We start from the raw sequence: 22227 nt of genomic DNA, 5'->3' as shown, positions 1-22227 counted from the left end.
TGGCTCAAGCCTGGGTTGTACTGTCGGAGTGGAAAACGATGCGCCCTTCAAACAGGGTATGGGTCACCTGGCCCTGGAACTCCCAGCCGATAAAGGGGGTGTTGCGTCCCGAGCTTGGCATCTCCTCCCGCTTGAGGACCCAGTGTCTGTGGGGATCAAATATACAGATGTCCGCGCTGCTGCCCGGCTGGAGCCTGCCATAGGGGAGGCCCAGCATATCCGCCGGACCGCAAGTGATGCGGGCAATCGCCTCGGAGAGGCCGAGTACCCCCTCATCCACCAGTTTAAGGGTCAGCGGCAGCAGGGTCTGCAAACCGGCCATGCCGGTGGCGGTGGAGGGAAAGGGCGCCTCCTTGGCGTCTGCTTTCAGCGGTTGGTGATCCGAGCAGATGGCGCCGATTACCCCCTTGGCAAGGGCTGCACGCAAGGCCTCCCGGTCTGCCAGGCTGCGCAGGGGCGGGTTCAGATGACAGTTGCTGTCGAAGTCCTCGATATCCATCTCGGTCAGGTGTAACTGGTGGGCGGCCACATTGGCGGACACCTGCAGGCGTTGCTGTTGGGCCTGTTCGATCATGCGTGCCGCCGTGCCGCTGGAGAGCAGGTGGAAGTGGATGCGACAGCCGGTGTGCTCGGCCAGTGCCAGATCCCTGGCCACCGCCACCGACTCGGCCGCTTCCGGGATGCCAGGTAAACCCAGGCGGGCGCTCACCGGTCCTTCGTGGGCATAGCCGTTGTTACGCAGATGACGGTCTTCCGGGCGCAGAATCGCTGTAATGCCAAAGGTGGCGGCATATTCCAGGGCGCGCCGTTCAACCAGGGTGTTGGCGAGCGGGGCGTAGCCGTTGCTCATGGCGACACAGCCGGCCCGTTTCAGGGCCACCATTTCGCTCAGGTGTTCGCCAGCCAGTTGCTGGGTCATAGCGCCGATCGGCAGCAGTCGCGCCCGCGCCGAGCGTTTGGCGCGGCGCAACAGCAGGGTGACAACCGCCGGTGTGTCAATAACCGGATCGGTGTCCGGTGGGCAGCAGAGGGTGGTGATGCCGGATCGGGCCGCCAGCGCGGTTTCGCTGGCGATGGTGGCGATATGTTCCTGACCGGGTTCGCGCATCCGGGCACTCAGGTCCACCAGGCCGGGACAGACAATCTGGCCGCTGGCATCAATGGTGTGGTGGGCGGTGAAGCCCTCGGGTGGCTCGCCAATGGCCAGGATTTTTCCATTGTGTATGAAAATGTCCGTGACGCTGTCGATACCGCTGGCTGGATCAATCAGGCGTCCGCCGAGAATAGAGGTGCTGTTGGGGGCGTTCATCGTGCCGCTGCTCCCTGGGCCTGGGTACCCATGGTCATGGACATCACCGCCATGCGCACGGCGATACCGAAACTCACCTGCTGGAGGATCACCGAGCGCGGCCCGTCGGCCACCTGGGAATCCATTTCCACACCCCGGTTGATGGGGCCTGGATGCATTACGATAGCGTCCGGCTTGGCCGCCTTGAGGCGCTTTTCGGTGAGTCCGTAGAGCTGGAAGTATTCATGCTCGCTGGGTAGCAGGGCGCCGGTCATGCGCTCTTTCTGCAGACGCAGCATGATCACCACATCCACATCCCGGATGCCCTCTTCCAGGTCATGGAAAATGTGCACCCCCAGGGTGCGGGGGTCGGGTGGCAGCAGGGTGCGCGGGGCAATCACCCGGACCTCGGATGTGCCCAGGGTGTTCAGGGCCAGGATCTGTGAGCGGGCCACCCGGGAGTGCAGCACATCCCCGACTATGGCCACCCGCAGTCCGGTGAACTCCTCTTTGTGGCGCCGGATTGTGAACATGTCCAGCATCGCTTGTGTGGGGTGTGCATGCTGGCCGTCGCCGGCGTTAATGACGCTGATATGAGGTGCGGCGTGGGTGGCGAAAAAGTGCGCGGCACCACTGTCTGAATGGCGGATCACGAACATGTCCACGTGCATCGCTTCGAGATTCCGCAGCGTATCCAGCAGGGTCTCGCCCTTGGTGGTGGAGGAGGTGCTGACATTGAGATTGAGCACATCCGCCGAGAGCCGCTTGGCCGCCACTTCGAAGGTGGTGCGGGTGCGGGTGCTGTTCTCGAAGAACAGGTTGCAGATGGTCTTGCCGCGCAGCAGCGGTACCTTCTTGACCACCCGTTCCGATACCCCGGTGAAGGATTCGGCGGTGTCGAGTATTTCGGTCAGCATCTCCCGCTTGAGGCCGTCAATCGTGAGGAAGTGTTTGAGTCTGCCGTGGCTGTCGAGTTGGATATTGGGCTTGCTCACGATGTTCCCCTGGTCTCCTGTTTCGAGGTGCCGATGATCAGCTTGAGCGGGTCCGGCCCGGTCAATGTTATCTGTTGTTCGCTGGTCAGGGGCGGCCGTACGCCCACCACGCTGGGCTGTATCGGCAGCTCTCGACCGCTGCGCTCCACCAGGGTGGCCAGGGTGATCGAGGCGGGGCGGCCGTAGTCGAAAATCTCGTTCATGGCGGCGCGGATGGTGCGGCCGGTCTGCAGCACATCATCCACCAGGATAATGTGGCGGTCCTCCAGCTCGAAGGGGATCTGTGACGGCTTGACCTTCGGGTTCATGCCGATACGGGTGAAATCATCCCGGTAGAATGAGATGTCCAGGGTGCCCAGCGGTTGTTTGATTCCCAGCAGTTTGTGCAGTCGCTCCGCCAGCCAGACGCCACCAGTGTGAATGCCGATCATGACCGGGTCCTTGATTTGCTGAACTTCAAGGCGGGTTTTGATGGCTTGTGTCATTTCGCCGATCAGCTCATTAATCGCTTCGGCCTGCATATAGATTTTATCGTCGTTCACTTAGCCAGGTTTCCAGTATCAGTTTTGCTGCAATAGCGTCCAGTTCTTCATATTTTTTTATCTTGCGCCCCAGTAACTGCCGGGCTACCTGTGAGGTAAGCCGCTCGTCCGCCATGTGCACAGGGAGCCGGTAACGACCTTCCAATTGCCGGGCAAAGCGGCGCGCAAGGGGCGCAATCTCGGTCTCTGTGTCATCCATGTCATACGGCAGGCCTACCACCAGTGCCTCCGGTAGCCAGTCGTCGATCAGTCTGCCGATCGCTGTCCAGTCAGGTTTTTGCTGGATGGCCCGCAGGGTCGTGAGTGGATTGGCGGTCCCGGTCTCGGTCTGGCCGACGGCAATGCCGATCTTGGCGGTGCCGTAGTCGAAGCCCAGTAGTGTACCCATTTTTTCGCGCTGGATCAGCGTGCAGTTCGGCAGGCGTCTGAATGACTGCCGAAAATTCCATGCGGCCCCGGAGATAGGGGATCAACTGCGGAGCGGGAATCCTGAACCGGGTGGGTCAGTTTGAAATCGGCCGGGTTCCTAGGCATGCCCGGCTTCACCCGACAGCAGGTTCAGGTCAATCCCGAGAGCTTTTGCGGCGGCTTCCCAGCGCGCCTCCGCCGGCAGATCAAACAGCACATTCTCCGGCGCCGGCCCGTTCAGCCAGGCGTTGGCACTCATCTCCTGTTCCAGTTGACCTACTCCCCAACCGGCGTAACCGAGAGCGATCAGGGACTTTTCCGGTCCCTTGCCCTTGGCGATGGCATCCAGGATGTCCCGAGAGGTGGTGATGCTGATGGTAGAGGTGATTTGCAGTGTTGAATCCCACTCGCCTCCGCTGGTGTGCAGCACGAAACCGCGGTCAGTCTGTACCGGCCCGCCTATATAGATCGGCTGTTCGGCAGATGGCAGGGCGCTGTCACTGATCTCAAGCTGTTCGAGAATGTCATTGAGGCGCAAACCGGAAGGTCGGTTGATGACTATACCCATGGCGCCCTCAAGTCCGTGCTGACAGAGATAGGTCACGGTGTGGTGAAAGTTGGCATCATCCAGCCCCGGCATGGCGATGAGAAACTGGTTGGTCAGGGATTCAGGGTTGCTCATGGCTATATAGTATCGGATGCGGGGGTGTGCTCCGCAACCACCAGCGGATACTATTTTGAAAAAAGTTGGTCGTTGTTGCGGAACTGCCAGGTACGGATGATATCGAGGATATCGGTCTCTTTTCTGATCTCGGCCGGAAAGGGGGCGAACGGGGCGGAGAGCTTGACAATGCGGATGGCCGCGTCATCCAGCAGCTTGTGCCCTGAGGATTTGCGCACATTGATTGCCCTGACGCTACCATCGGGGCGAATCGCCACGTGCAGTACCAGGTTGCCATACAGCTTGCGCCGTTTCGCCTCATCCGGATAGTTCAGGTTGCCGACCCGCTCCACCTTGCGTCGCCAGGCATCCAGGTAACTGGCATATTTGTACTCCTGGGTGCTTGCCATAAGGGTTTTGCGGCGCGGGCGCTTGGCGTAGGCCTTGGTTTTTTTGTCCAGTTCGGCGGTCAGCCGGGTGATCTCCTGGTTGGTGCTGGCCAGCAACTGTGCCGCGGTCACCTTTTTTGGTGTGGACGGCTTCGGCTGCTGCTTGGGCGTGGTTTCGATCTTCTGTTCTGTCGGCTGTTGCCGGGTAAGCACCTTCCTGGGTTTTTTTGCCGTTGTTTCGGGTGTCGGTGGTGATGTAGGTGCCGCCTGGACCTGCTCCCGCCGCTGGGGTGGTGTTGGAGGCGTTATCTCGGTTTTGGGACGTACCTTCTCGGTCTGGTCTCCGCCGCCCTCGTGGCTGGACTGGGCAAGAAAGTCTGCCTTCTCTATCGGCTTTTTTATCTCGGGTTTTTTGGGATTCTGCACCACCATGATCTCCAGGGTACGATCAGGTGTGGGGGGCTTTTTCGGTGTCTCCAGGGTGAAGCTGATGCCCAGAATGATGATGGCATGCAGGGTGACCGCCACGAACAGCGTTAGTCCCAGTCGGTCTATCGAGGTGATTATGCCGGAACGCTTCATTATGCCTTGGCCGGTCAATGTCCGGGTTTCGTTGTGAGCGGGGGGCTCAGCTTGATGGTGTAGCTATTGTCGGTCAGTTCAACCCGTTCCTGCATCGCCGGGTTCATGTGCAGGATGCCGTCCGAGTCGACCAGTAGTACATAGCCTATTCCCATGCGCTGGGCGATCTCATACCAGTTTGAGGGGCCGGCAATAAACAGGGCGGTAGCGGCCGCATCCGCCGTGGTGGCGTCATCATGGATCACGGTCACCGAGCGGGTGCCGATGGCAGGATAGCCGGTTCTGGGGTCAATGATGTGGTGATAGCGTTTGCCCTCCCAGGTGAAATTTCGCTCGTAGTCGCCCGAGGTGAAGATACTTTCACTCCCCTTTGTCTCTATAACGCCCAGCACACCCTCACCGCTCGGGTGACGTATGGCGATGCGCCAGGGCTCACCGTTCTTGTTGCCTATCGCCCGCAGGTCTCCGCCAGCATTAAGAATGGCGTTTTGAATGCCCAGCTCTTTCAGGTGCTCCATGGCGAGATCAATTCCGTAGCCTTTCCCGAAGGCGCCAAAATCCAGTTTGACCGAGGGATTGTTGCTGCGCATCTGTATACCGTCCAGCTGCAGGTCGCTCATCTTTGGTGCGTCAGCCAGCATCCGGTCAATGGCTGCCTGTGGCGGAGGGCGATGTCCGTTCGGATCGTTGCTGTGAAAACCCCATAAATCGATCAATTGGCCAATGGCCGGATTGAACAGGCCATTGCTTTTGTCTGACAACCTGATGCCGTGTTTGATCAACGGCAGCACGGAAGGCGGCGCGGAAAAGGTCTCGCCGGTCTGAATCAGTCGATTGACCCGACCCAGCGGGCCCGGATCCCAGGCGTGCCAGGAGCGGTGCATGCGCTTGAAGTCATCTTCTATGATGTCGGTGGCGGCCTGGGCCTCCCGCTCAGGCAGTCCGGCGATAGAGATGTCCACCAGGGTGCCAAAGGCCAGGAATTTTCCCTTGTAGATCGGGGGGGGCGTGTCGCAGCCGGTCAGGAGTAGCAGTAATATCAGCCAGGCAACGGTTTTCAGACACTTCATGCAGCCAATTTCTCTTCAATACGATCCATCAGTTGGGCGCTGATATTGAGTCCGAACTGGCTATCCAGTTCGCGGATACAGGTCGGGCTGGTGATGTTGATCTCGGTAAGATAATCACCGATTACATCCAGTCCTGCGAACAGTATGCCACGCTGCCTCAGGCTGGGGCCTACCTGAAGGGCAATCCAGCGATCCTGTTCTGACAGCGGAATACCCTGGCCGGTGCCGCCGGCCGCCAGATTGCCTCTGGTTTCACCCGGCTTGGGGATTCGCGCCAGGGCATAGGGAACCGGCTCGCCATCCACCATCAGAATGCGTTTGTCGCCCTGACTGATCTCGGGTACGAAGCGTTGCGCCATGCTGAGCCGTTTGCCGTGGCTGGTCAGGGTTTCGATAATCACATTGGCATTGGGATCTCCCTGGCGTATGCGGAAAATCGAGCTGCCGCCCATCCCGTCCAGTGGCTTGAGAATAATGTCTTTCTGCTGCTCCATGAAGCGAAGAATTCGTTCCCGATTGCTGGTGACCAGAGTAGGTGTGCAGCACTGGGGAAACCAGGCGGTAAACAGCTTCTCGTTACAGTCTCGCAGGCTGGCCGGGTGATTGACGATCAATACACCACGCTCTTCCGCTTTCTCCAGCAGATAAGTGGAGTAGATATAGTCCATGTCGAAAGGTGGGTCTTTGCGCATCAAGATGACATCAAGTTCATCCAGTGGGATAGTTTCATCACCTACAAAACGGAACCACTCCTGGGGATTCTCTTCAACCAGCAGAGTCCGGACCCGGGCACAGGCCCGGTCGTTGTCCAGATACAGATCCTGCTGCTCCATGTATCGCACCCCCCAGCCACGTCGCTGGGCTTCCAGCAGCATGGCAAAGGTGCTGTCTTTTTTTATGTTGATGGAATCAATCGGATCCATCACGACACCGAGAGTAATAGTCATTTTCCAATAATACCCGAGGACGGTCTGTTTGTCGGCGACCTTGTGGCAACTTTCCTTTTTCATGGTTGCAGTGGGGGTTATCTGTTGCTATTTTCTCTCAGGTTATGATCGTAATAAAGCGCCATGGCTAGAAAAAATCAGATTCATACAGGGACCCGATTATTACAATTACACCCAATGGAATGGGCGTTTGAGGGCAATGAAAGGCTGTCAGGCGTGGGATTTTGAATCTCTAGTGTATGTGTGGTTTGGGAGGTGTGATGTGTTATGAGGATGTGGCAATTTCGTGGTGAAACAGGCCGGGTTGTCCCGACACTGCGCTGGTCCTGCCGGGTGATTTTCGGTTTTGTGATCTCGTTCTCAGTGAGTGCGGCCGGAGAAGATGATTATCTGAGCGCTCTTCAACAGGAGGCTGGCAAGGTTGACAAGCCTGCCGCAGGCGTGGCTTCCGCAGAGGTGGCGGGTGACCGACTTTCCCGTGAATCCTTTGAGAGTGAGTTGAAGGAAAAATATGCCGGCAGCGCTGTGTTTTACAGCAAGCTGGGACCTAGCAGCCAGGAAGAGATATATCAGGAGTATCAATCCGGCGCGACTATTTCTGAGCTGAGAAAAAAGATCATGGATCGTTTTCTGCATCGATGATGGCAAAAACAGAAAAAAAATATTCAGGTTAGACGATAACCGGACGATACAGCTGAAAGTAACAGTGAAGTTTCAATAATTAAGCTACGTCAGATAGCAGGTCTCAATGGGGGTAATGTATGAGGAAGTTAATGGTCTTTCTGGCCGTTTTTGCTGTCCTGTCGCTGGCGGCGGGGACGGGGTTTGGTGCCGAAGATGAAGTGAAGGTGGGCGCGGATGATGGCGCGATCATGCTCTACAAGGGAAAGCCCTATCTTCATGTGATTCACAAAGGTCGTTCGGTCAAGGTACAGCGGGTGCAGGACCCTGATTATGAACTGCGCGGCTACTACGCCAAGACCGCCCGGCCTTGCCCGCCGTTCTGCATCGGACCGATGGAAGTGGATCAGTCGGTCAAGACGATCGGTGAAATTGAAGTTTTTCACTTTATGGAGAATCAGTTGCGGGATGGTCTGGGACTCCTGATCGACGCCAGAACACCGGAGTGGTACGCCAAGGGTACCATTCCTGGATCGATCAATATTCCCTTTACAGATTTGAGTAAAGACGTCGAAGACATAGAAATGGTAGAGGCGCTATTGTTGTTCGGCGCCAAGCAGAGGGAGCCGGTCGGGGCGCTGACGCAGACACTGGAGCAGTGGGGTGTGCTGGACGCCGAACATATGACGGACAAGTGGGACTTCACCGACTGCAAGGAACTGGTGCTCTGGTGTAACGGTCCTGAATGCGGGCAATCACCCAGGGCAATTCGCGGCTTGCTGGCAGTGGGTTATCCGGCAGAAAAGATATATTACTATCGTGGTGGGATGCAGCTCTGGCAGTTGTGGGGACTGACCACGGTAAATTGAATGTGATCCCTGTTGGATGCGGATGGGTAAATATATCACCGCGGCCAACGGCAGGGACGGTGCTGTATCGTCCATACCAAGGGTTGTGCGAATCAAAGGAAGCTGGGTAATGAATGAAGATGTCGATATCTCCGGTCGGAAGGTGATGGTCATCGATGATAGCAAGACAATTCGCAGGACCGCCGAGAGCCTGCTGAAAAAAGCCGGGTGTGAGGTGTTCACCGCCAATGACGGTTTCGAGGCGCTTTCGGTAATCGCTGACACCAATCCGGATATCATCTTCGTGGATATCATGATGCCGCGTCTGGACGGCTATCAGACCTGTGCCCTTATCAAGCATAACAGTGAGTTCAAAAAGACCCCGGTCATCATGCTCTCTTCCAAAGATGGCCTGTTTGATCGTGCCCGGGGACGCATTGTCGGCTCCGAGGAGTATCTTACCAAACCGTTTACCAAAGATGAGCTACTGGGTGCCATTCGAAAACACATCGCCAGGGCCGCCTGATGAGCCGCTCCTGAGCCCGTATCCCAATAAAGCCGCAGAGATTAGATTATGAGAAGTTTTTTTAAGAAAAACAGTGCAGAACAATCCGGTGAAAATGCTGCTGTGGATGCAACCATTTTGATTGTCGATGATTCCCCGACGGAGACGCACATTCTTAAAGGGATTGTTGAGAGTGGCGGGTACAGGGTGATTACCGCCTCGGATGGCGAGTCGGGTGTTGCAGCAGCAAAAGAATCAAGACCTGATCTTGTGTTGATGGATGTTGTGATGCCGGGATTGAACGGTTTCCAGGCGACGCGTCAGCTCAGCAAGTTGCCGGAGACCCAGGACATCCCGGTTATCGTGGTGACCACGAAGGATCAGGAGACTGATCGCGCTTGGGGATTGCGGCAGGGTGCCAAAGAGTATGTGGTAAAACCCGTGGCGGCAGAGGATCTGCTCGGTAAGATCAGGAACATTCTTGCCGGCTGATAAGAAGAATATGACGGAAACTACATCGGCCGATCTGCTGCAGCTGCTGCAGACTATCGAAAACAGAAGTCACCAGTATGCGGTGGGTCTGCCCAAGCACAAGATTCAGCAGTATTGGGAAGGTGTGCTGTTCAGTATTTCCGGTCTGGGTGTGATTGCGCCGCTCCAGGAGGTCAAGGAGATTCTCAACTATCCGGAGGAGCTGACCCAGGTGCCCGGTACACAGGCCTGGCTGCTCGGGATGGCGAATATTCGTGGAAATCTGCTGCCGATTATTGATCTTCAGCAGTTCCTGGGCGGGGCGCCGTTAGTGATCGGGCGGCGCAGCCGGGTGCTGGTCATCAATCACCAGGGGGTGTATTCCGGATTGTTGGTAGGGAATGTTCAGGGCATGCGTCACTTCCTTGAGGAGCAGCGCACCGGGGTTCCCATCCTGCCGGAGTATATTCGGCAGTTTGTCCAGGGTGCGTACCAGGTTGAGGACGCGGTCAGGCCGGTGTTCAGTATGAATCTGCTGGCGGAAAACACCGAGTTCAGGGTGGCTTCGCTATGAACCTGGTATCTGCGGATTCCAGGATGATTTTTTTCCAGGCGATTTCTGTGTGTGAACTTTTGTCTTTTGTGGCAACGGAAACCTTCCAAGAACAAGCCTCTTGCGGGAGAGAGACTAAATGAATACCAGGGTTACCAGACGTACAGGTGGTGGAGCGGCCTCAAACAGGCTGGTGGTTGTGCTGTCAATCGGCTTGCTGGTCACGCTGCTAGTGACACTGCTGGCATTTGCCAATGTGGCAAAATGGGCGGCCAATGACGAAATCTACATTATCCGTTCTGAAGAGCAGCGCGTGGTCTCCCAGGAGATCGCCAAAAGCGCGCTCTCAGCGGCGGCTGGCAACAAGGCGGCTTTCGCTCAGTTGCGGGAAGCCCGGGACAAGTTCGAACGCATCATGTCGGAGTTGAAACAGGGCGACCCGGCGGTGAATTTGCCGCCCTCGCCTGAACCGGTCTCTGCGCAGTTGCGCGAAGTTGAAAACGCCTGGCTGGAGTTGCGCCAGAATGCTGATGACATCCTGTCAAACCGGGATGCCATTCTGTCGGTGCAGGAGTTTATCAGTGTGATTACCGAGTTCATGCCGCAGTTGCAGGAACTTTCCGAACAGGTGGTCAGCGATCTGGTGGCAACCAATGCGGACCCGGTACAGATATCCATTGCCTCCCGCCAATTGATGCTCTCTGAACGTATCGATAAAAACGTGAATAAGGTGTTGGCGGGCGGCCAGGCGACGGCGGCAGCCATCGACCAGTTCAGCCGTGACTCCGATCATCTGGGCCGGGTACTCGACGGCATGCTGGAGGGTAGTGAGTCGCTGGGCATTGCCAAGATCACCAACCCCGGGGTGGTACAGAAGCTGCGTGAAGCGGCGATGCTGTTCAGCTCAATCAATGATCACGCGGACGAGATCATCGAGACGGTTCCCGCAGTGCTGCCGGCGCTCGAGGCAGCCGGTCAGGTGACCTCGGTATCTGACCGGGTGAATGATGCAGCGCTACGGCTGGTAGAGGCCTACGGCGACAGCCCGGGGCTGATCAGTATCATGGGCGTCAAGGCGGGGCCGGTACTGATTGCGGTGCTGGGTGGTCTCTCCATTGCCATGCTCATCTCACTCGGTTATGTGCTGCTGCTGACCGCCCGTCGACGTGAGGTGGAAAGTAATCAGCTGAATGAGCGAAACCAGCAGGCTATTTTGCGACTGCTGGACGAGATGGGTGACCTGGCGGATGGTGACCTGACGGTGACGGCGACTGTGACCGAAGATGTGACCGGCGCCATCGCCGACTCCATCAACTACGCTATCGAGGCGCTGCGCAGCCTGGTAACCACCATTAACGAGATTTCCGAACAGGTATCCACGTCTGCGCAGGAGAGCCGTGCTACCGCCATGCACCTGGCGGAAGCGAGTGAACATCAAGCCGACCAGATCACCTCCGCAACTACCGCCATTAACAAGATGGCATCGACCATTGATCAGATGTCCCAGGAGGCAACCGAGTCGGCAACGGTGGCACAGCACTCGGTGGACATTGCCGCCAAGGGTAATGAGACGGTGCGGAAAACCATCAAGGGTATGGACACTATCCGCGAGCAGATCCAGGAGACTTCAAAACGAATCAAGCGGCTGGGTGAAAGCTCCCAGGAGATTGGCGATATCGTGGAACTGATTGATGACATTGCCGACCAGACCAATATCCTGGCCTTGAACGCAGCCATGCAGGCGGCGATGGCTGGCGAGGCCGGTCGTGGTTTCGCGGTGGTTGCGGACGAGGTACAGCGACTCGCGGAACGTTCCGGTAATGCAACCAAGCAGATTGAAGCGCTGGTGAAGACCATTCAGGCCGATACCAATGAGGCGGTCTCTTCCATGGAAGCGACCACTACCGAAGTGGTGACCGGTGCTCAACTGGCTGAGGATGCCGGTGAGGCGTTGAAGGAGATCGAGAGTGTTTCGAATCACATCTCCGAGCGTATTCAGCGCGTTGCCGATACCGCACAGACACAGTCGGAAGAAGCGGCCCGCGTGAATGACACCATGAGTGTTATCCAGGAAATCACCACCCAGGCATCGGATGGCACCAACCAGACGGCTGCGGCGATTGGAACCTTGGCGGATATGGCGGATGAACTGCAGCGATCGGTTGCCGGTTTCCGTCTCCCTGAATACAACTAACGGGCGCTTGTTTCAGATGGAAGGATTCAGTGGCAGTACTTTGGTAACGATGAACGACCACTGGCGGATATGAAGGCCTGGTATGAGTGATGTCCAAGATCATAGTGTGCTGAAATGGATCAGGGGTGAACTTGATTCGTCTCTTGAGCTGGCTCGGCATGCATTAGAGTCGTACGTGGATGAATCGGGTCCGGAAACGGAACTGGATGGTTGCATAGCTCAACTGCACCAGGTGCGCGGAACCCTGCAACTGATGCAGTTGTACGGCGCGGCCATGCTGGCGGAAGAGATGGAGTTGGTGGCCAAGGCCCTGGGATCGCTCGGTGAGAAGCGGCGCAAGGAGTCCGCTGAGGCGCTGATGGTCGGGTTGGCGCAACTGCCCGAGTATCTCGAAAAAATCGAGTCAGGTTCAGCAGACAGTCCGATTCTGCTGTTGCCCCTGATGAATGAACTGCGGGCGGCGCGGGATGCCTCCCTGTTATCCGAAGTGGCGCTGTTTGCACCGGATCTGGAGGGCAAACTGCTGCCTGCCGACGGGACTCAGGATGCCAACCCCGAACTGCCGGCGGTCACCAGAAAACTCCGGTACCAGTATCACAAGGCATTGCTCGACTGGTACCGGGGTGAAGATGCCACGGGTGGTCTGGAGCGCATTGCCGGGATATTTCGGGATCTTGAAGAGAGCGCCTGGACCGATCAGGTCAAGCGCCTGTTCCGGGTCGGGCAGGCGGTGGTCAATGCCCTGCGTGACGGAGGCCTTGATTCGGGTATTGCCACCAAATTACTGGTGGGCAAAATTGACCGGGAGATCAAGCGGGTCATCGATGTAGGGGAACAGGTTGTTGCTGAAACGCCGGCCAATGACCTGATGAAAAATCTGCTGTATTACACCGCCTGTGCGGACTCATCCGATCCGGTGGTGGCGCAGATTCGTCAGGAGTTTGATCTGACTCATGGCCCGCACGGCTAGCCAGGCCTGGCGGGAGAGCAGGCTGACCTGCACGCGCCCGGCCGAGACCTGCTTGAATCCCTGCGTACCGCCATCAGTGCCGACCTGACGACGATCAAGGATCAGCTCGACCTGTTTATCCGCGGCAAGCGCGGTGATCTCAGTCGACTGCAGGCGCAACAGGAACCACTGAAGAAACTTGCCGATACCCTTGGTATGGTCGGCCAGGGTGAGTTGCGCTCGCGCCTGAAGCGTCAAGCCGACAAGATCGAGGAAATCGTCGCCGCCAACAGCCAGCCTGATGAACAGGACCTGATGGCCATGGCAGGCGATATCCTGTTTATTGAAACCTCGTTGAATAATCTCTCGGTCGTCAGGCGCTATGCCCAGCCCCAGAGCGACCAGGCAAAATCCAGTTTGCCCGAAGGCGAGTTCGAACGCCTGGTCGACTCGGTGATGCACGAGGCTGGTATCGATATGGCCCGCAACAAAGAGGCCATTATCAGCTATATCGAAACGCCCGATAACCGGGCGCTCCTGGTGGATGTGCCACGCCGGTTCAATGGGATTGCCGGCGCCTTTAGCGTGCTTTCACTAACTGATGCGGCGGCCCTGATGGGGCGGTTGAACCGCTATGTCGAGCAGACCCTGCTCGGCGACGGCGGCATTCCCAGTGCCGATGATCTGGACGCCTTTGCCGATGCCGTGACCGGTATCGAGTATTTCATGGAAGCGGTTACCGAAGGGCGTGGCATTCACCTGGAAATCCTTGATGTTACCCGGGATGCCCTGGCGAGTCTCGGGGTGCCGGAATCGCCTGTTCAGACGGAATCACAAGCCGCCGAAAACGAGTTTGATCAAGTTGAAGCGACACCGCATGAGGATACTGTTGCCCCGTTGTCAGTGGCGAGCGAAAGTCCGGTCGATGCTGTAACGGAAGCCGCGCCCGCCCATACGCCCTCAGCCGACAAGCCCGCGCTTGAGGATATCGATGCCGAGATCCTTGAGATCTTCATCGAGGAATCGGAAGAGGAGCTGGCGGTCATTCAGGAGTACCTGCCGCGCTGGTGTAAAAATCAGGATGACCGGGATGCGCTGACGACCTTCCGCCGCTCTTTTCACACCCTGAAGGGGAGTGGGCGGCTGGTCGGTGCAAAAACCATCGGCGAATTTTCCTGGGCGATCGAGAACCTGCTCAATCGTGTCATTGACCAGACGATTGACGTATCGCCCGCAGTTATCCAGTTGCTGAACGAGGCGGTCGAGATACTGCCCGAGTTGATTGATTGCCAGAAACGCGGGGTTGTTCCCGCGGTGGCCACGCAACCGCTGATGGATCGGGCCGAGGCCTTGGCCCAGCCGGGTCGGGCAGCGGCCGTGCCAACATCCGATGATGCTGTTGGTGGGGTGGATGAACCGCTGACGTCTGAAGAAAAACTGGATGCGCTTGAAGACGAGATCAGCGCGGATGAGTCGTTGGAGTTTACCGCTTCAGACGATCTGGATATGGAAACGGCCGCGGAACAGGTGGCGCAATCTCCGGCCGTTGACGAAGAGTTGTTGCCGCAGTCGGATGCGGCCGAAATCGAACTGGCAGTCGAGGCCGAGGCTGACGATGGCGCTGAAATCGCGGCGGCTCCGATCAGCATGGACGAGATGCTGCTGGAGATATTTGAGGCGGAATCCAGGACCCATATCGAGACCCTGGGTCAGTTTCACGAGGCGTGTAGCGGCAACCCGATCGCCTGCAGAATCGACAAGGAGATGGTCCGGGCGCTGCATACCCTGCACGGGAGTGCCGAGATGGCGGGGGTTGATTCCATCGCCCAGGTCAGCTCGGCGCTCGAATCCCTGGCGGCGGATCTGAAAAGCATGAACCGGCCCGCTGATCCGGTGGCCCTGGATCTGATAGGCCGCAGTGTTGATCAATTCGGAACAATACTTGGCGCGATCAATGTCCCCGGGGCGCAATTGCCGGACTGGCAGGTGCTGGTAGGTGATATTTACGCCTACGGACGCGCTGCTACCGTCCCACAGTCGCCGCCGGATGAAAATGACCGTCCGGCAGTCGTGTCGACTGCTTCGGTCCACGATGATGTCTCCCTTGTCGATTTGTCCGAAGAGCCTGATGAGGTGATTGAGGATGTCGCCGGTCAGGAAGAGTGGCTGGATGAGGCCGACGATGGGGACGTGACGGAAACAGATTCTATCCAGCCCCTGGAAGCGCTTGCAGGAGAGTCGAGCGCCGACCCGTCGCAGATTGAATCAGGTGGCGAGGCGGGTGAGCCGGTGGTAGCGGAATCCATGCCTGCTGAAACGGCCTTCACCGCCCCCGAGGCGCCGACCGAAGAGTTGGAGAGCGTCGGTGAACGCGCAGATCAACTAGAAGCGCAGGATCTGTCACCACCGCTGTTGGATGAAGCAATCCTGGTAGAAGCCCCGGATGAGGCGACAGAGCCGGTATCAGCAGCCACGGAACAGATCCCGCCAGTTGTCAGCCAGGAAGCAGGCATGGAGATGGCCGGCCCGCTCATGGTGGACCTGGACGGTGATCCCGAACTGGTGGATATTTTTCTGGAAGAGGCGAGAGAGCTGCACGAATCCCTGGAGGGGTCGCTGCAGGCGGGGGCGTTCGACCTCTCCGACAAAAAGCTTTCGGAAGAGTTGCAGCGCACCCTGCACACCCTCAAGGGGGGTGCGCGATTGGCGGGGGCGATGCCGATTGGCGATCTCAGTCATGGTTTTGAATCACTTCTGACAGCCGTCGACCAGGAGAAGGTCGCTACCGGGGATCAACTGGTCAAGTTGACCCATGAGGTGGTAGATCGTCTGGCGGAACAGATTGACGATTTGTCCGGTGGCCCCCGGCTGCGCGTGGCGGATGATCTGGTCCAGAAGATGGATGAGTGGCTGGTTGCGGGCGGGCCACCATCAACCACCGCCGATCTGCCTGCTGGCAGTGACGATTCCGGGATGCCGGTTGTCGGTGCCGAAGACGAGACAGCGCCGGTCCCGGTCGAGTCCATCCCGGACTCCCCGGTGACAGGGCTGCTCGAAACCGAAGAGTCGGATGTGGAAGCGGAACTGCAGGAGCCGGAGGCGCCTGCGTTGGAGATTGCCGATGAGGCCATTTCCACGCCAAACGCGCAAGTTGATAAGTCGGTCCCGTCCGATACCACCATGAGCGTGGTCGCCGAGGAGGCAGGTTCGCTGCCAGGGCGTGCTCAGCGCGAGCAGGTGCGTGTCCGCTCGGATCTGCTGGACCGGCTGGTCAACTATGCGGGTGAGGTGAGTATCTATCGTACCCGTATCGAGCAGCAGAACGGACAGTTGGGATTCAACCTGTCCGAGCTGGAACAGACTGTAAGCCGCTTGCGTGATCAGCTTCGGCAGCTGGAAATTGAGACAGAGGCACAGATCCTGTTCCGTTATGAGCAGGACCGGGGTGACGAGCCGTCCCATGATGCCTCGTTTGATCCCCTCGAGCTGGATCGATTCTCCGCCATGCAGCAGGTCTCACGAAGCCTGATGGAGACGGTGAACGACCTGGCCAATATCAACGGCTTCCTGGAGGAGTTGCAGGCTGAGACAGATACCCTGCTGCTGCAACAATCACGGATCACCACTGATCTGCAGGACGGGCTGATGCGCACCCGCATGGTGCCGTTTGCGCAGATTGTGCCGCGTCTGCATCGGGTGGTCCGGCAGACCAGTAACCAACTCAACAAACCCGCTGAACTGGTGATACAGGGTGCTGAAAGCGAGATCGATCGTGGCATCCTGGAGCGCATGATCGGCCCGCTGGAACATATTCTGCGAAATGCCATCGCCCACGGCATTGAGAAACCCGCCCGGCGGGTGGAGACGGGCAAGTCGGAGACCGGACAGATCCAGTTGCGGCTTTCCAGGGAGGGATCGGATGTACAGATCGTGATCTCCGATGACGGCGCCGGGGTTGATATGGCCAGGATCAGGGAGCAGGCGATCAAGAGCGGCCTGCTCGATCCCAATGCCGATGTGGCGGATTCCGATGTGTTGCCATTTGTGTTGGAGCACGGATTCACTACCGCCAAGGAAGTGACCCAGATTTCCGGGCGCGGCGTGGGACTCGACGTGGTGGTGAGTGAGGTCAAGCAGTTGGGCGGCTCACTGGATATCAGCTCACAGGTGGGCCAGGGAGCCAGCTTTATCATACGTCTGCCACTTACGCTGGCCATCACCGATGCCCTGCTGGTGGAGCTCGGCGGAGAGATTTACGCTATCCCTCACACCAGTGTTGAGGGCGTGGTGCGGGTCTCCCGGCAAGAACTTGAGGCTTGCTACAGCGGACGGCAGCGGGTCTACAGCTACGCCGGACAGGATTATCAGGTTCGCTACATGGGCAGCATGCTTAATGTGGGTCAGGTCAATCTCTCCGATCAGCGCAAATGGTATCCGCTGCTGCTGGTGCGTGCTGGCGAACATCATGTGGCCATGCAGGTGGATGGTCTGCTGGGTAATCGCCAGATTGTGGTCAAGTCAGTCGGCGTACAGGTCTCCACCGTGCGCTGGATCTCCGGCGGTACGATCCTGGGCGATGGACGGGTTGCGCTGATTCTGGATGTGACCGCACTGGTGCGGTCCGATGTGGCCCAGACCGCGGCCCCACAACCCGAGGTCGCGCGGGTCGATATGGCCGCTCCGGAACCGGGAGTTGGTCGTTCGGTCATGGTGGTGGACGACTCGATCACTGTGCGCAAGGTGACCGGGCGACTGCTTGAGAGGCATGGCATGAATGTGGTGACGGCGAAGGATGGTGTGGATGCCGTCGCAATGCTGCAGGAGCAGCGGCCGGATATCATGCTGCTGGATATCGAGATGCCTCGAATGGACGGCTATGAGCTTGCCCGACATATGCGTAATTCGGCTGAACTGAAAGGAATACCGATTATCATGATCACCTCGCGCACCGGTGACAAACATCGCAATCTTGCCATGGAGCTGGGTGTGAAACGCTACCTTGGAAAACCTTATCAAGAGAGTGAGCTGTTGGAGAACATCTATTCGGTCCTGAATGAGGGGGCAATATGAGCAGCGGCCAGGCCTCTGCGGAGGTAAGGGGTGTATTGCTGCCATTGCAGGAGGGACAGCTGCTGCTGCCGAACGCGGCGGTATGCGAAGTGGTCAGTTATCGAACTCCGGATACCCCCTCCACAACAGTACCCGATTGGCTCCTGGGAACATTTGTATGGCGTAACCATGCTCTGCCGTTGATCGCCTTTGAGCGTTTGCTGGGCCGGGATGCCGGTGAGGTCGGCCTGCGTGCCCGGGTGGCCGTTTGCAATACCCTGAACGGAAATGACCAACTGCCCTATATCGGGATTTTACTCCGTTCGGCGCCCCATCTGGTGCGGGTAACCGAGGCGGCGATTGTGCCGTTTGCCGGGGAAGAGCCACAGCATGAAATGGTCGCCAGCCGGGTGATCATCAACGGCGTGGATGCCTGGATCCCGGATCTGGATGCCCTGGAGTCAGCGCTGTCCGCATTTCCGTTGTAATCTTGTAACGACGCATCGATGTCTCCGCCGACTGAGGCGCCGCGCTGTTTTTTTTCGGCGGGCGCGTGTAATATCCCCCGCTTTACCCCACCACTGCGATAAGTCCCATGTCAGAACTCCCGGAAAAGACCCGAAGCTCCAATAATTTCAACAAACTGAAAAAACGGCTGGAGCGGGAAGTCGGTAAGGCGATCGGCGATTTCAACATGATCGAGGCGGGCGACCGGGTCATGGTCTGCCTGAGCGGCGGCAAGGACTCCTATACCCTGCTGGATATCCTGCTTACCCTGAAGGCCCGGGCACCGATTGACTTTACCCTGATCGCCATGAACCTGGATCAGAAACAGCCTGGTTTTCCTGCGGAAGTGCTGCCGGCCTACCTGGAACGGCTCGGTGTGGAGTATCGGATCGTGGAGGAGGACACCTACTCCGTGGTGCAGGAGAAGATTCCGGTGGGCAAGACCACCTGTTCGCTCTGCTCCCGGTTGCGCCGTGGGATCATCTATCGGGTTGCCAGTGAGATGGGAATCAGCAAAATCGCCCTCGGCCATCACCGGGATGATATTGTCGAGACCCTGTTCCTGAACATGTTCTTTGGCTCCAAACTTAAGGCGATGCCACCAAAACTGCACACCGACGATGGCCGCCATGTGGTGATCCGACCGCTTGCTTATTGTGCCGAGAAGGATATCGCCCGCTACAGCCGGACCCGTGAATTCCCCATTATTCCCTGCAATCTCTGCGGCTCCCAGGAGAACCTGCAGCGCAAGCAGATCAAACAGATGCTGGCGGCCTGGGAGCAGCAGTATCCAGGCCGCACCGCCAACATCTTCAGCGCCCTGTCCAGCGTGGTGCCATCCCATCTGGCCGATGCCGCGTTGTATGATTTCAAGAATCTGGGGGCTGCGGACGGTGAGGGCGATACGGTGTTTGACCCGCCCGAGGTTGCCGGGCCGGCGTTGGGTATCTACAAGATCGGCTGAATCGCCAAGTAAAGAAATACTACAGTCTCGCAGTATGGAAATAAAAAGCGGGCCCACCAAATGGGTCTTTATTTCACTACATTCAAATTTTCGTCATAATCTCTCCACAGCATACTGTGAAGTTGACGCCTTTTTTTTGGAAATTGGTAATAAATTCCCTAAAACCACCCTTGTTCCATGCGTCAGGTCGGTCTGGGCCAACATAGAGAATAAGATCTTCTCCTTTGTTTGCTGTACCAATGACAACACGTGACTTATCTGGTCTAAGCGCCAAGGGCATAGGATTTTCCAGTACCTGGGTCTTCAACCAGACACATTCGTACACCCGACAAGATTCTGGGCGGGTTTCATAAATAGTACACCCTTCCCCAATTTTACAATGTTGACACCAAAGGTTTCGTGGCTTTTCAAGCTCCTCGACTCCCATAAATTTGCAACAAATGGTGCAGCTATCGCAGTTATACATATGTCCTCCATTACAGTGATTTAAAGCGGATTTTTAGCCACGTATTGCATTGTGTTTAAAGCGACCTGATCGTGTAAGCCTGAATTTGAGAGATTCCGAGGGTAATTCCCGAATTATCGAAAATCCCCCCACAGGGTCTGGATGGCGGCGATGGCGGCCAACGGTGCGGTTTCGGTACGCAGTACCCGTGGGCCCAGTCGCGCGCCGTTGAATCCAGTTGCAGTGGCCTGTTCACGTTCATCCCCCGACAGGCCGCCTTCGGGACCGATCAGCAGGGTCACTTCACCCGACGGCGGGGGCAGTTCATGCAGAGCGCTTTCGGCGCGGTGATCCAGCAGGATGCCACCCCGTGTGACCCGGTGCCGGAGCCATTCATTCAGCTCCATCACATGATTGAGCGCGGGAATATAGCGGCGCCCGGACTGCTCGCAGGCGGCGATGATCACCTGCTGCCAATGCTGCAGTCGCTTCTCCTGACGCTCACCGGGTAGTCGCACTTGGCAGCGCTCGGTGATCAGCGGAGTGATGTCGGCAACCCCCAGCTCGACCGCCTTCTGGATGGCGAAGTCCATCCGCTCGCCCCTGGAGATGCCGATGGCCAGGTGGATTTGCAGGGGCGCAGGCGCTTCGGCGGGTTCCAGGCACCGGTCCACTTGTGCGCTGGTGGCGCGGCGGGAAACCTCGTTCAGGCGGGCGCTGTAGTCGTGGCCGTCGCCGTTAAACAGGGTGATCTCTGCACCCGCCTTCAACCGCAGCACCTGGGTCAGGTGCCGGGCCGGACTCTCTTCCAGGATCACTACAACGCCTGGCTGGAGTGGCTGACCGGTGTAGATGCGGTGCTGCTGCATGTCAGTCCCGGGTCGCCAGATCGATGCCTTCGGTGGCAATGGTTGCCAGTTCCCGGATCTGCTCCGGGGTGATGACGTAGGGCGGCATGAAGTAAGTGACATTGCCCAGCGGGCGCAGTAGTGCGCCACGGCTCAGTGCATGCTGGTAAACCCGCAGGCCGCGTCGCTCCTGCCAGGGGTAGGGGGTACGGCTGGCTTTGTCCTTGACCATCTCGATGGCGAGGATCATGCCGTGCTGGCGCACCTCGGCCACTCGGGGATGGTCATTCAGGTGCGCCGTCGCCTCTGTCATCACCTGGGCCAGTTTCTGGTTGTTTTCGATCACGCTGTCCTGTTCGAAAATTTCCAGACTGGCCAGCGCGACGGCGCAACCCAGCGGGTTGCCGGTGTAACTGTGGGAGTGCAGAAAGGCGGTCAGATTTTCATAATTGTCGTAGAAGGTCTGGTAGGTCTGCTCGCTGGTGAGTACCAGGGAGAGGGGAAGGTAGCCGGCAGTCAGCCCCTTGGAGAGGCAGAGAAAGTCCGGGGTGATGTCCGCCTGCTCACAGGCGAACAGGGTGCCGGTGCGGCCGAAGCCGACGGCGATCTCATCGGCGATCAGGTGCACCTGGTGGCGGTCGCATGCCTCACGCAGCAGCTTCAAATAGATCGGGTGGTACATGCGCATGCCGCCGGCGCACTGTACCAGCGGCTCGACAATCACCGCGCTGATCTCACGGCTGTGCTCGGCCAGTAGCGTTTCCATCTCGGCAAATCGCCGAATCGAGTAGGCCTCCCAGGACTCTCCCGGCTCCCGGTTAAAGCAGTCCGGTGAGGGGGCGGTAAAGACCTCCATCAGCAACGGCTCGTAGGTCTCTTTGTAGAGAGATACGTCGCCCACCGCCAGGGCGCCCAGGGTCTCGCCATGATAGCTGTTGGAGAGGGTGACAAAACGGTGCTTGCCTTTGTGGCCCTGGTTGCGCCAGCTGTGATAACTCATCTTCAGTGCGGCCTCGATGGCGGAGGAGCCGTTGTCCACGTAGAAGCAGCGATCCAGTCCTGGTGGGGTGAGTGCAACCAGTTTTTCTGCCAGTTGTATTGCCGGCTCGTGGGAAAAACCGGCCAGCATGACATGTTCCAGCTGGTCTACCTGGGCCTTGAGGGCGGCGTTGATCCTGGGATTGGCGTGGCCGAACAGGTTGACCCACCAGGAGCTGACCGCGTCGATATAGCGGTTGCCGTCGAAGTCCTCCAGCCAGACCCCTTCGCCTCTTTTGATTGGGATCATCGGTAGCCACTCATGATCTTTCATCTGGGTACAGGGGTGCCAAAGCACCGAGAGGTCGCGCCGGGCGATTTGCTGATTGTTACTCATACGGTTAATACCTGAT

The 22227-nt window shown here is 57.9% G+C and carries 21 protein-coding genes; 10 read left to right on the top strand and 11 right to left on the bottom strand.

Features of this window, described 5'->3' with window-relative positions; genetic code table 11:
* Positions 1 to 4 precede the first annotated feature (4 nt).
* The 8 genes from A3GO_RS0110625 to gshB form a co-directional block, all read right to left on the bottom strand.
* On the bottom strand, positions 5 to 1309 hold the full coding sequence (locus A3GO_RS0110625; protein WP_029133382.1) for a dihydroorotase: 1305 nt from the start codon (positions 1307 to 1309) through the stop codon (positions 5 to 7).
* Positions 1306 to 2283, bottom strand: coding sequence for an aspartate carbamoyltransferase catalytic subunit (locus A3GO_RS23545; protein ID WP_037375139.1), 978 nt, complete (start codon positions 2281 to 2283; stop codon positions 1306 to 1308). The genes A3GO_RS0110625 and A3GO_RS23545 overlap by 4 nt, the downstream gene beginning before the upstream one ends.
* Positions 2280 to 2804: a bifunctional pyr operon transcriptional regulator/uracil phosphoribosyltransferase PyrR gene (pyrR, locus tag A3GO_RS0110610; protein WP_029133380.1), complete on the bottom strand. Its 525-nt coding sequence runs from the start codon at positions 2802 to 2804 to the stop codon at positions 2280 to 2282. Before pyrR ends, A3GO_RS23545 begins: the two co-directional genes overlap by 4 nt.
* A gap of 7 nt (positions 2805 to 2811) precedes the next feature.
* On the bottom strand, positions 2812 to 3213 hold the full coding sequence (gene ruvX, locus A3GO_RS0110605) for a Holliday junction resolvase RuvX (RefSeq protein WP_029133379.1): 402 nt from the start codon (positions 3211 to 3213) through the stop codon (positions 2812 to 2814).
* Positions 3214 to 3351: 138 nt separating this feature from the next.
* Entirely contained in the window at positions 3352 to 3915 is a 564-nt protein-coding gene (locus A3GO_RS0110600; RefSeq protein ID WP_029133378.1) for a YqgE/AlgH family protein, read from the bottom strand.
* Positions 3916 to 3965: 50 nt separating this feature from the next.
* Positions 3966 to 4865, bottom strand: a complete 900-nt coding sequence (locus A3GO_RS0110595; RefSeq protein WP_029133377.1) for an energy transducer TonB — start codon at positions 4863 to 4865, stop codon at positions 3966 to 3968.
* A gap of 14 nt (positions 4866 to 4879) precedes the next feature.
* Positions 4880 to 5935, bottom strand: a complete 1056-nt coding sequence (locus A3GO_RS0110590; protein WP_029133376.1) for an FAD:protein FMN transferase — start codon at positions 5933 to 5935, stop codon at positions 4880 to 4882.
* A complete protein-coding gene (gene gshB, locus A3GO_RS0110585; protein WP_029133375.1) occupies positions 5932 to 6882 on the bottom strand; it encodes a glutathione synthase in 951 nt (316 codons plus the stop codon). Before gshB ends, A3GO_RS0110590 begins: the two co-directional genes overlap by 4 nt.
* A 267-nt stretch (positions 6883 to 7149) precedes the next feature.
* Between gshB and A3GO_RS0110580 the strand changes: the two genes are divergently transcribed.
* From A3GO_RS0110580 to A3GO_RS0110550, 7 genes are all read left to right on the top strand, one after another.
* Positions 7150 to 7524 (top strand): hypothetical protein, encoded by a 375-nt coding sequence (locus tag A3GO_RS0110580; protein ID WP_157606782.1) that lies wholly within the window; start codon positions 7150 to 7152, stop codon positions 7522 to 7524.
* A 119-nt stretch (positions 7525 to 7643) separates the two neighbouring features.
* Positions 7644 to 8372, top strand: a complete 729-nt coding sequence (locus A3GO_RS0110575) for a rhodanese-like domain-containing protein (protein ID WP_029133373.1) — start codon at positions 7644 to 7646, stop codon at positions 8370 to 8372.
* Between the two features lie 109 nt (positions 8373 to 8481).
* The gene (gene pilG, locus A3GO_RS0110570) at positions 8482 to 8877 is read left to right on the top strand and encodes a twitching motility response regulator PilG (RefSeq protein ID WP_029133372.1); all 396 of its coding nucleotides are present in this window, start codon (positions 8482 to 8484) and stop codon (positions 8875 to 8877) included.
* A gap of 48 nt (positions 8878 to 8925) precedes the next feature.
* On the top strand, positions 8926 to 9348 hold the full coding sequence (locus A3GO_RS0110565) for a response regulator (protein WP_051302160.1): 423 nt from the start codon (positions 8926 to 8928) through the stop codon (positions 9346 to 9348).
* 10 nt (positions 9349 to 9358) lie between these two features.
* Positions 9359 to 9901 (top strand): chemotaxis protein CheW, encoded by a 543-nt coding sequence (locus A3GO_RS0110560; protein WP_029133370.1) that lies wholly within the window; start codon positions 9359 to 9361, stop codon positions 9899 to 9901.
* 118 nt (positions 9902 to 10019) lie between these two features.
* Entirely contained in the window at positions 10020 to 12074 is a 2055-nt protein-coding gene (locus A3GO_RS23540) for a methyl-accepting chemotaxis protein (protein ID WP_037375138.1), read from the top strand.
* A gap of 82 nt (positions 12075 to 12156) precedes the next feature.
* Positions 12157 to 13044 carry a FimL-related protein gene (locus tag A3GO_RS0110550; RefSeq protein WP_029133369.1) on the top strand — a complete coding sequence of 296 codons (888 nt, stop codon included), beginning with the start codon at positions 12157 to 12159 and terminating at the stop codon, positions 13042 to 13044.
* On the opposite strand, the gene A3GO_RS26110 is transcribed toward A3GO_RS0110550, so the two are convergent.
* Positions 12979 to 13281 (bottom strand): hypothetical protein, encoded by a 303-nt coding sequence (locus A3GO_RS26110; RefSeq protein WP_157606781.1) that lies wholly within the window; start codon positions 13279 to 13281, stop codon positions 12979 to 12981. The genes A3GO_RS0110550 and A3GO_RS26110 overlap by 66 nt on opposite strands.
* Between A3GO_RS26110 and A3GO_RS25740 the strand changes: the two genes are divergently transcribed.
* The 3 genes from A3GO_RS25740 (at position 13240) to ttcA (ending at position 19543) form a co-directional block, all read left to right on the top strand.
* On the top strand, positions 13240 to 18093 hold the full coding sequence (locus tag A3GO_RS25740; RefSeq protein WP_084609999.1) for a hybrid sensor histidine kinase/response regulator: 4854 nt from the start codon (positions 13240 to 13242) through the stop codon (positions 18091 to 18093). The genes A3GO_RS26110 and A3GO_RS25740 overlap by 42 nt on opposite strands.
* Complete coding sequence (locus tag A3GO_RS0110540) at positions 18090 to 18560, top strand: chemotaxis protein CheW (protein WP_029133367.1); 471 nt, start codon at positions 18090 to 18092, stop codon at positions 18558 to 18560. Before A3GO_RS25740 ends, A3GO_RS0110540 begins: the two co-directional genes overlap by 4 nt.
* 107 nt (positions 18561 to 18667) lie before the next feature.
* The gene (gene ttcA / locus A3GO_RS0110535) at positions 18668 to 19543 is read left to right on the top strand and encodes a tRNA 2-thiocytidine(32) synthetase TtcA (RefSeq protein ID WP_029133366.1); all 876 of its coding nucleotides are present in this window, start codon (positions 18668 to 18670) and stop codon (positions 19541 to 19543) included.
* A gap of 579 nt (positions 19544 to 20122) precedes the next feature.
* On the opposite strand, the gene A3GO_RS0110525 is transcribed toward ttcA, so the two are convergent.
* Together A3GO_RS0110525 and A3GO_RS0110520 are read right to left on the bottom strand one after the other, a co-directional pair.
* The gene (locus A3GO_RS0110525) at positions 20123 to 20857 is read right to left on the bottom strand and encodes a 16S rRNA (uracil(1498)-N(3))-methyltransferase (RefSeq protein WP_029133364.1); all 735 of its coding nucleotides are present in this window, start codon (positions 20855 to 20857) and stop codon (positions 20123 to 20125) included.
* A 1-nt stretch (position 20858) separates the two neighbouring features.
* A complete protein-coding gene (locus tag A3GO_RS0110520) occupies positions 20859 to 22211 on the bottom strand; it encodes an adenosylmethionine--8-amino-7-oxononanoate transaminase (RefSeq protein ID WP_029133363.1) in 1353 nt (450 codons plus the stop codon).
* Between the last annotated feature and the right edge of the window lie 16 nt (positions 22212 to 22227).

The organism is Sedimenticola selenatireducens DSM 17993 (genome assembly GCF_000428045.1).
Taxonomy (GTDB): domain Bacteria; phylum Pseudomonadota; class Gammaproteobacteria; order Chromatiales; family Chromatiaceae; genus Sedimenticola; species Sedimenticola selenatireducens.
This window is presented reverse-complemented; position numbering and strand designations above follow the sequence as displayed.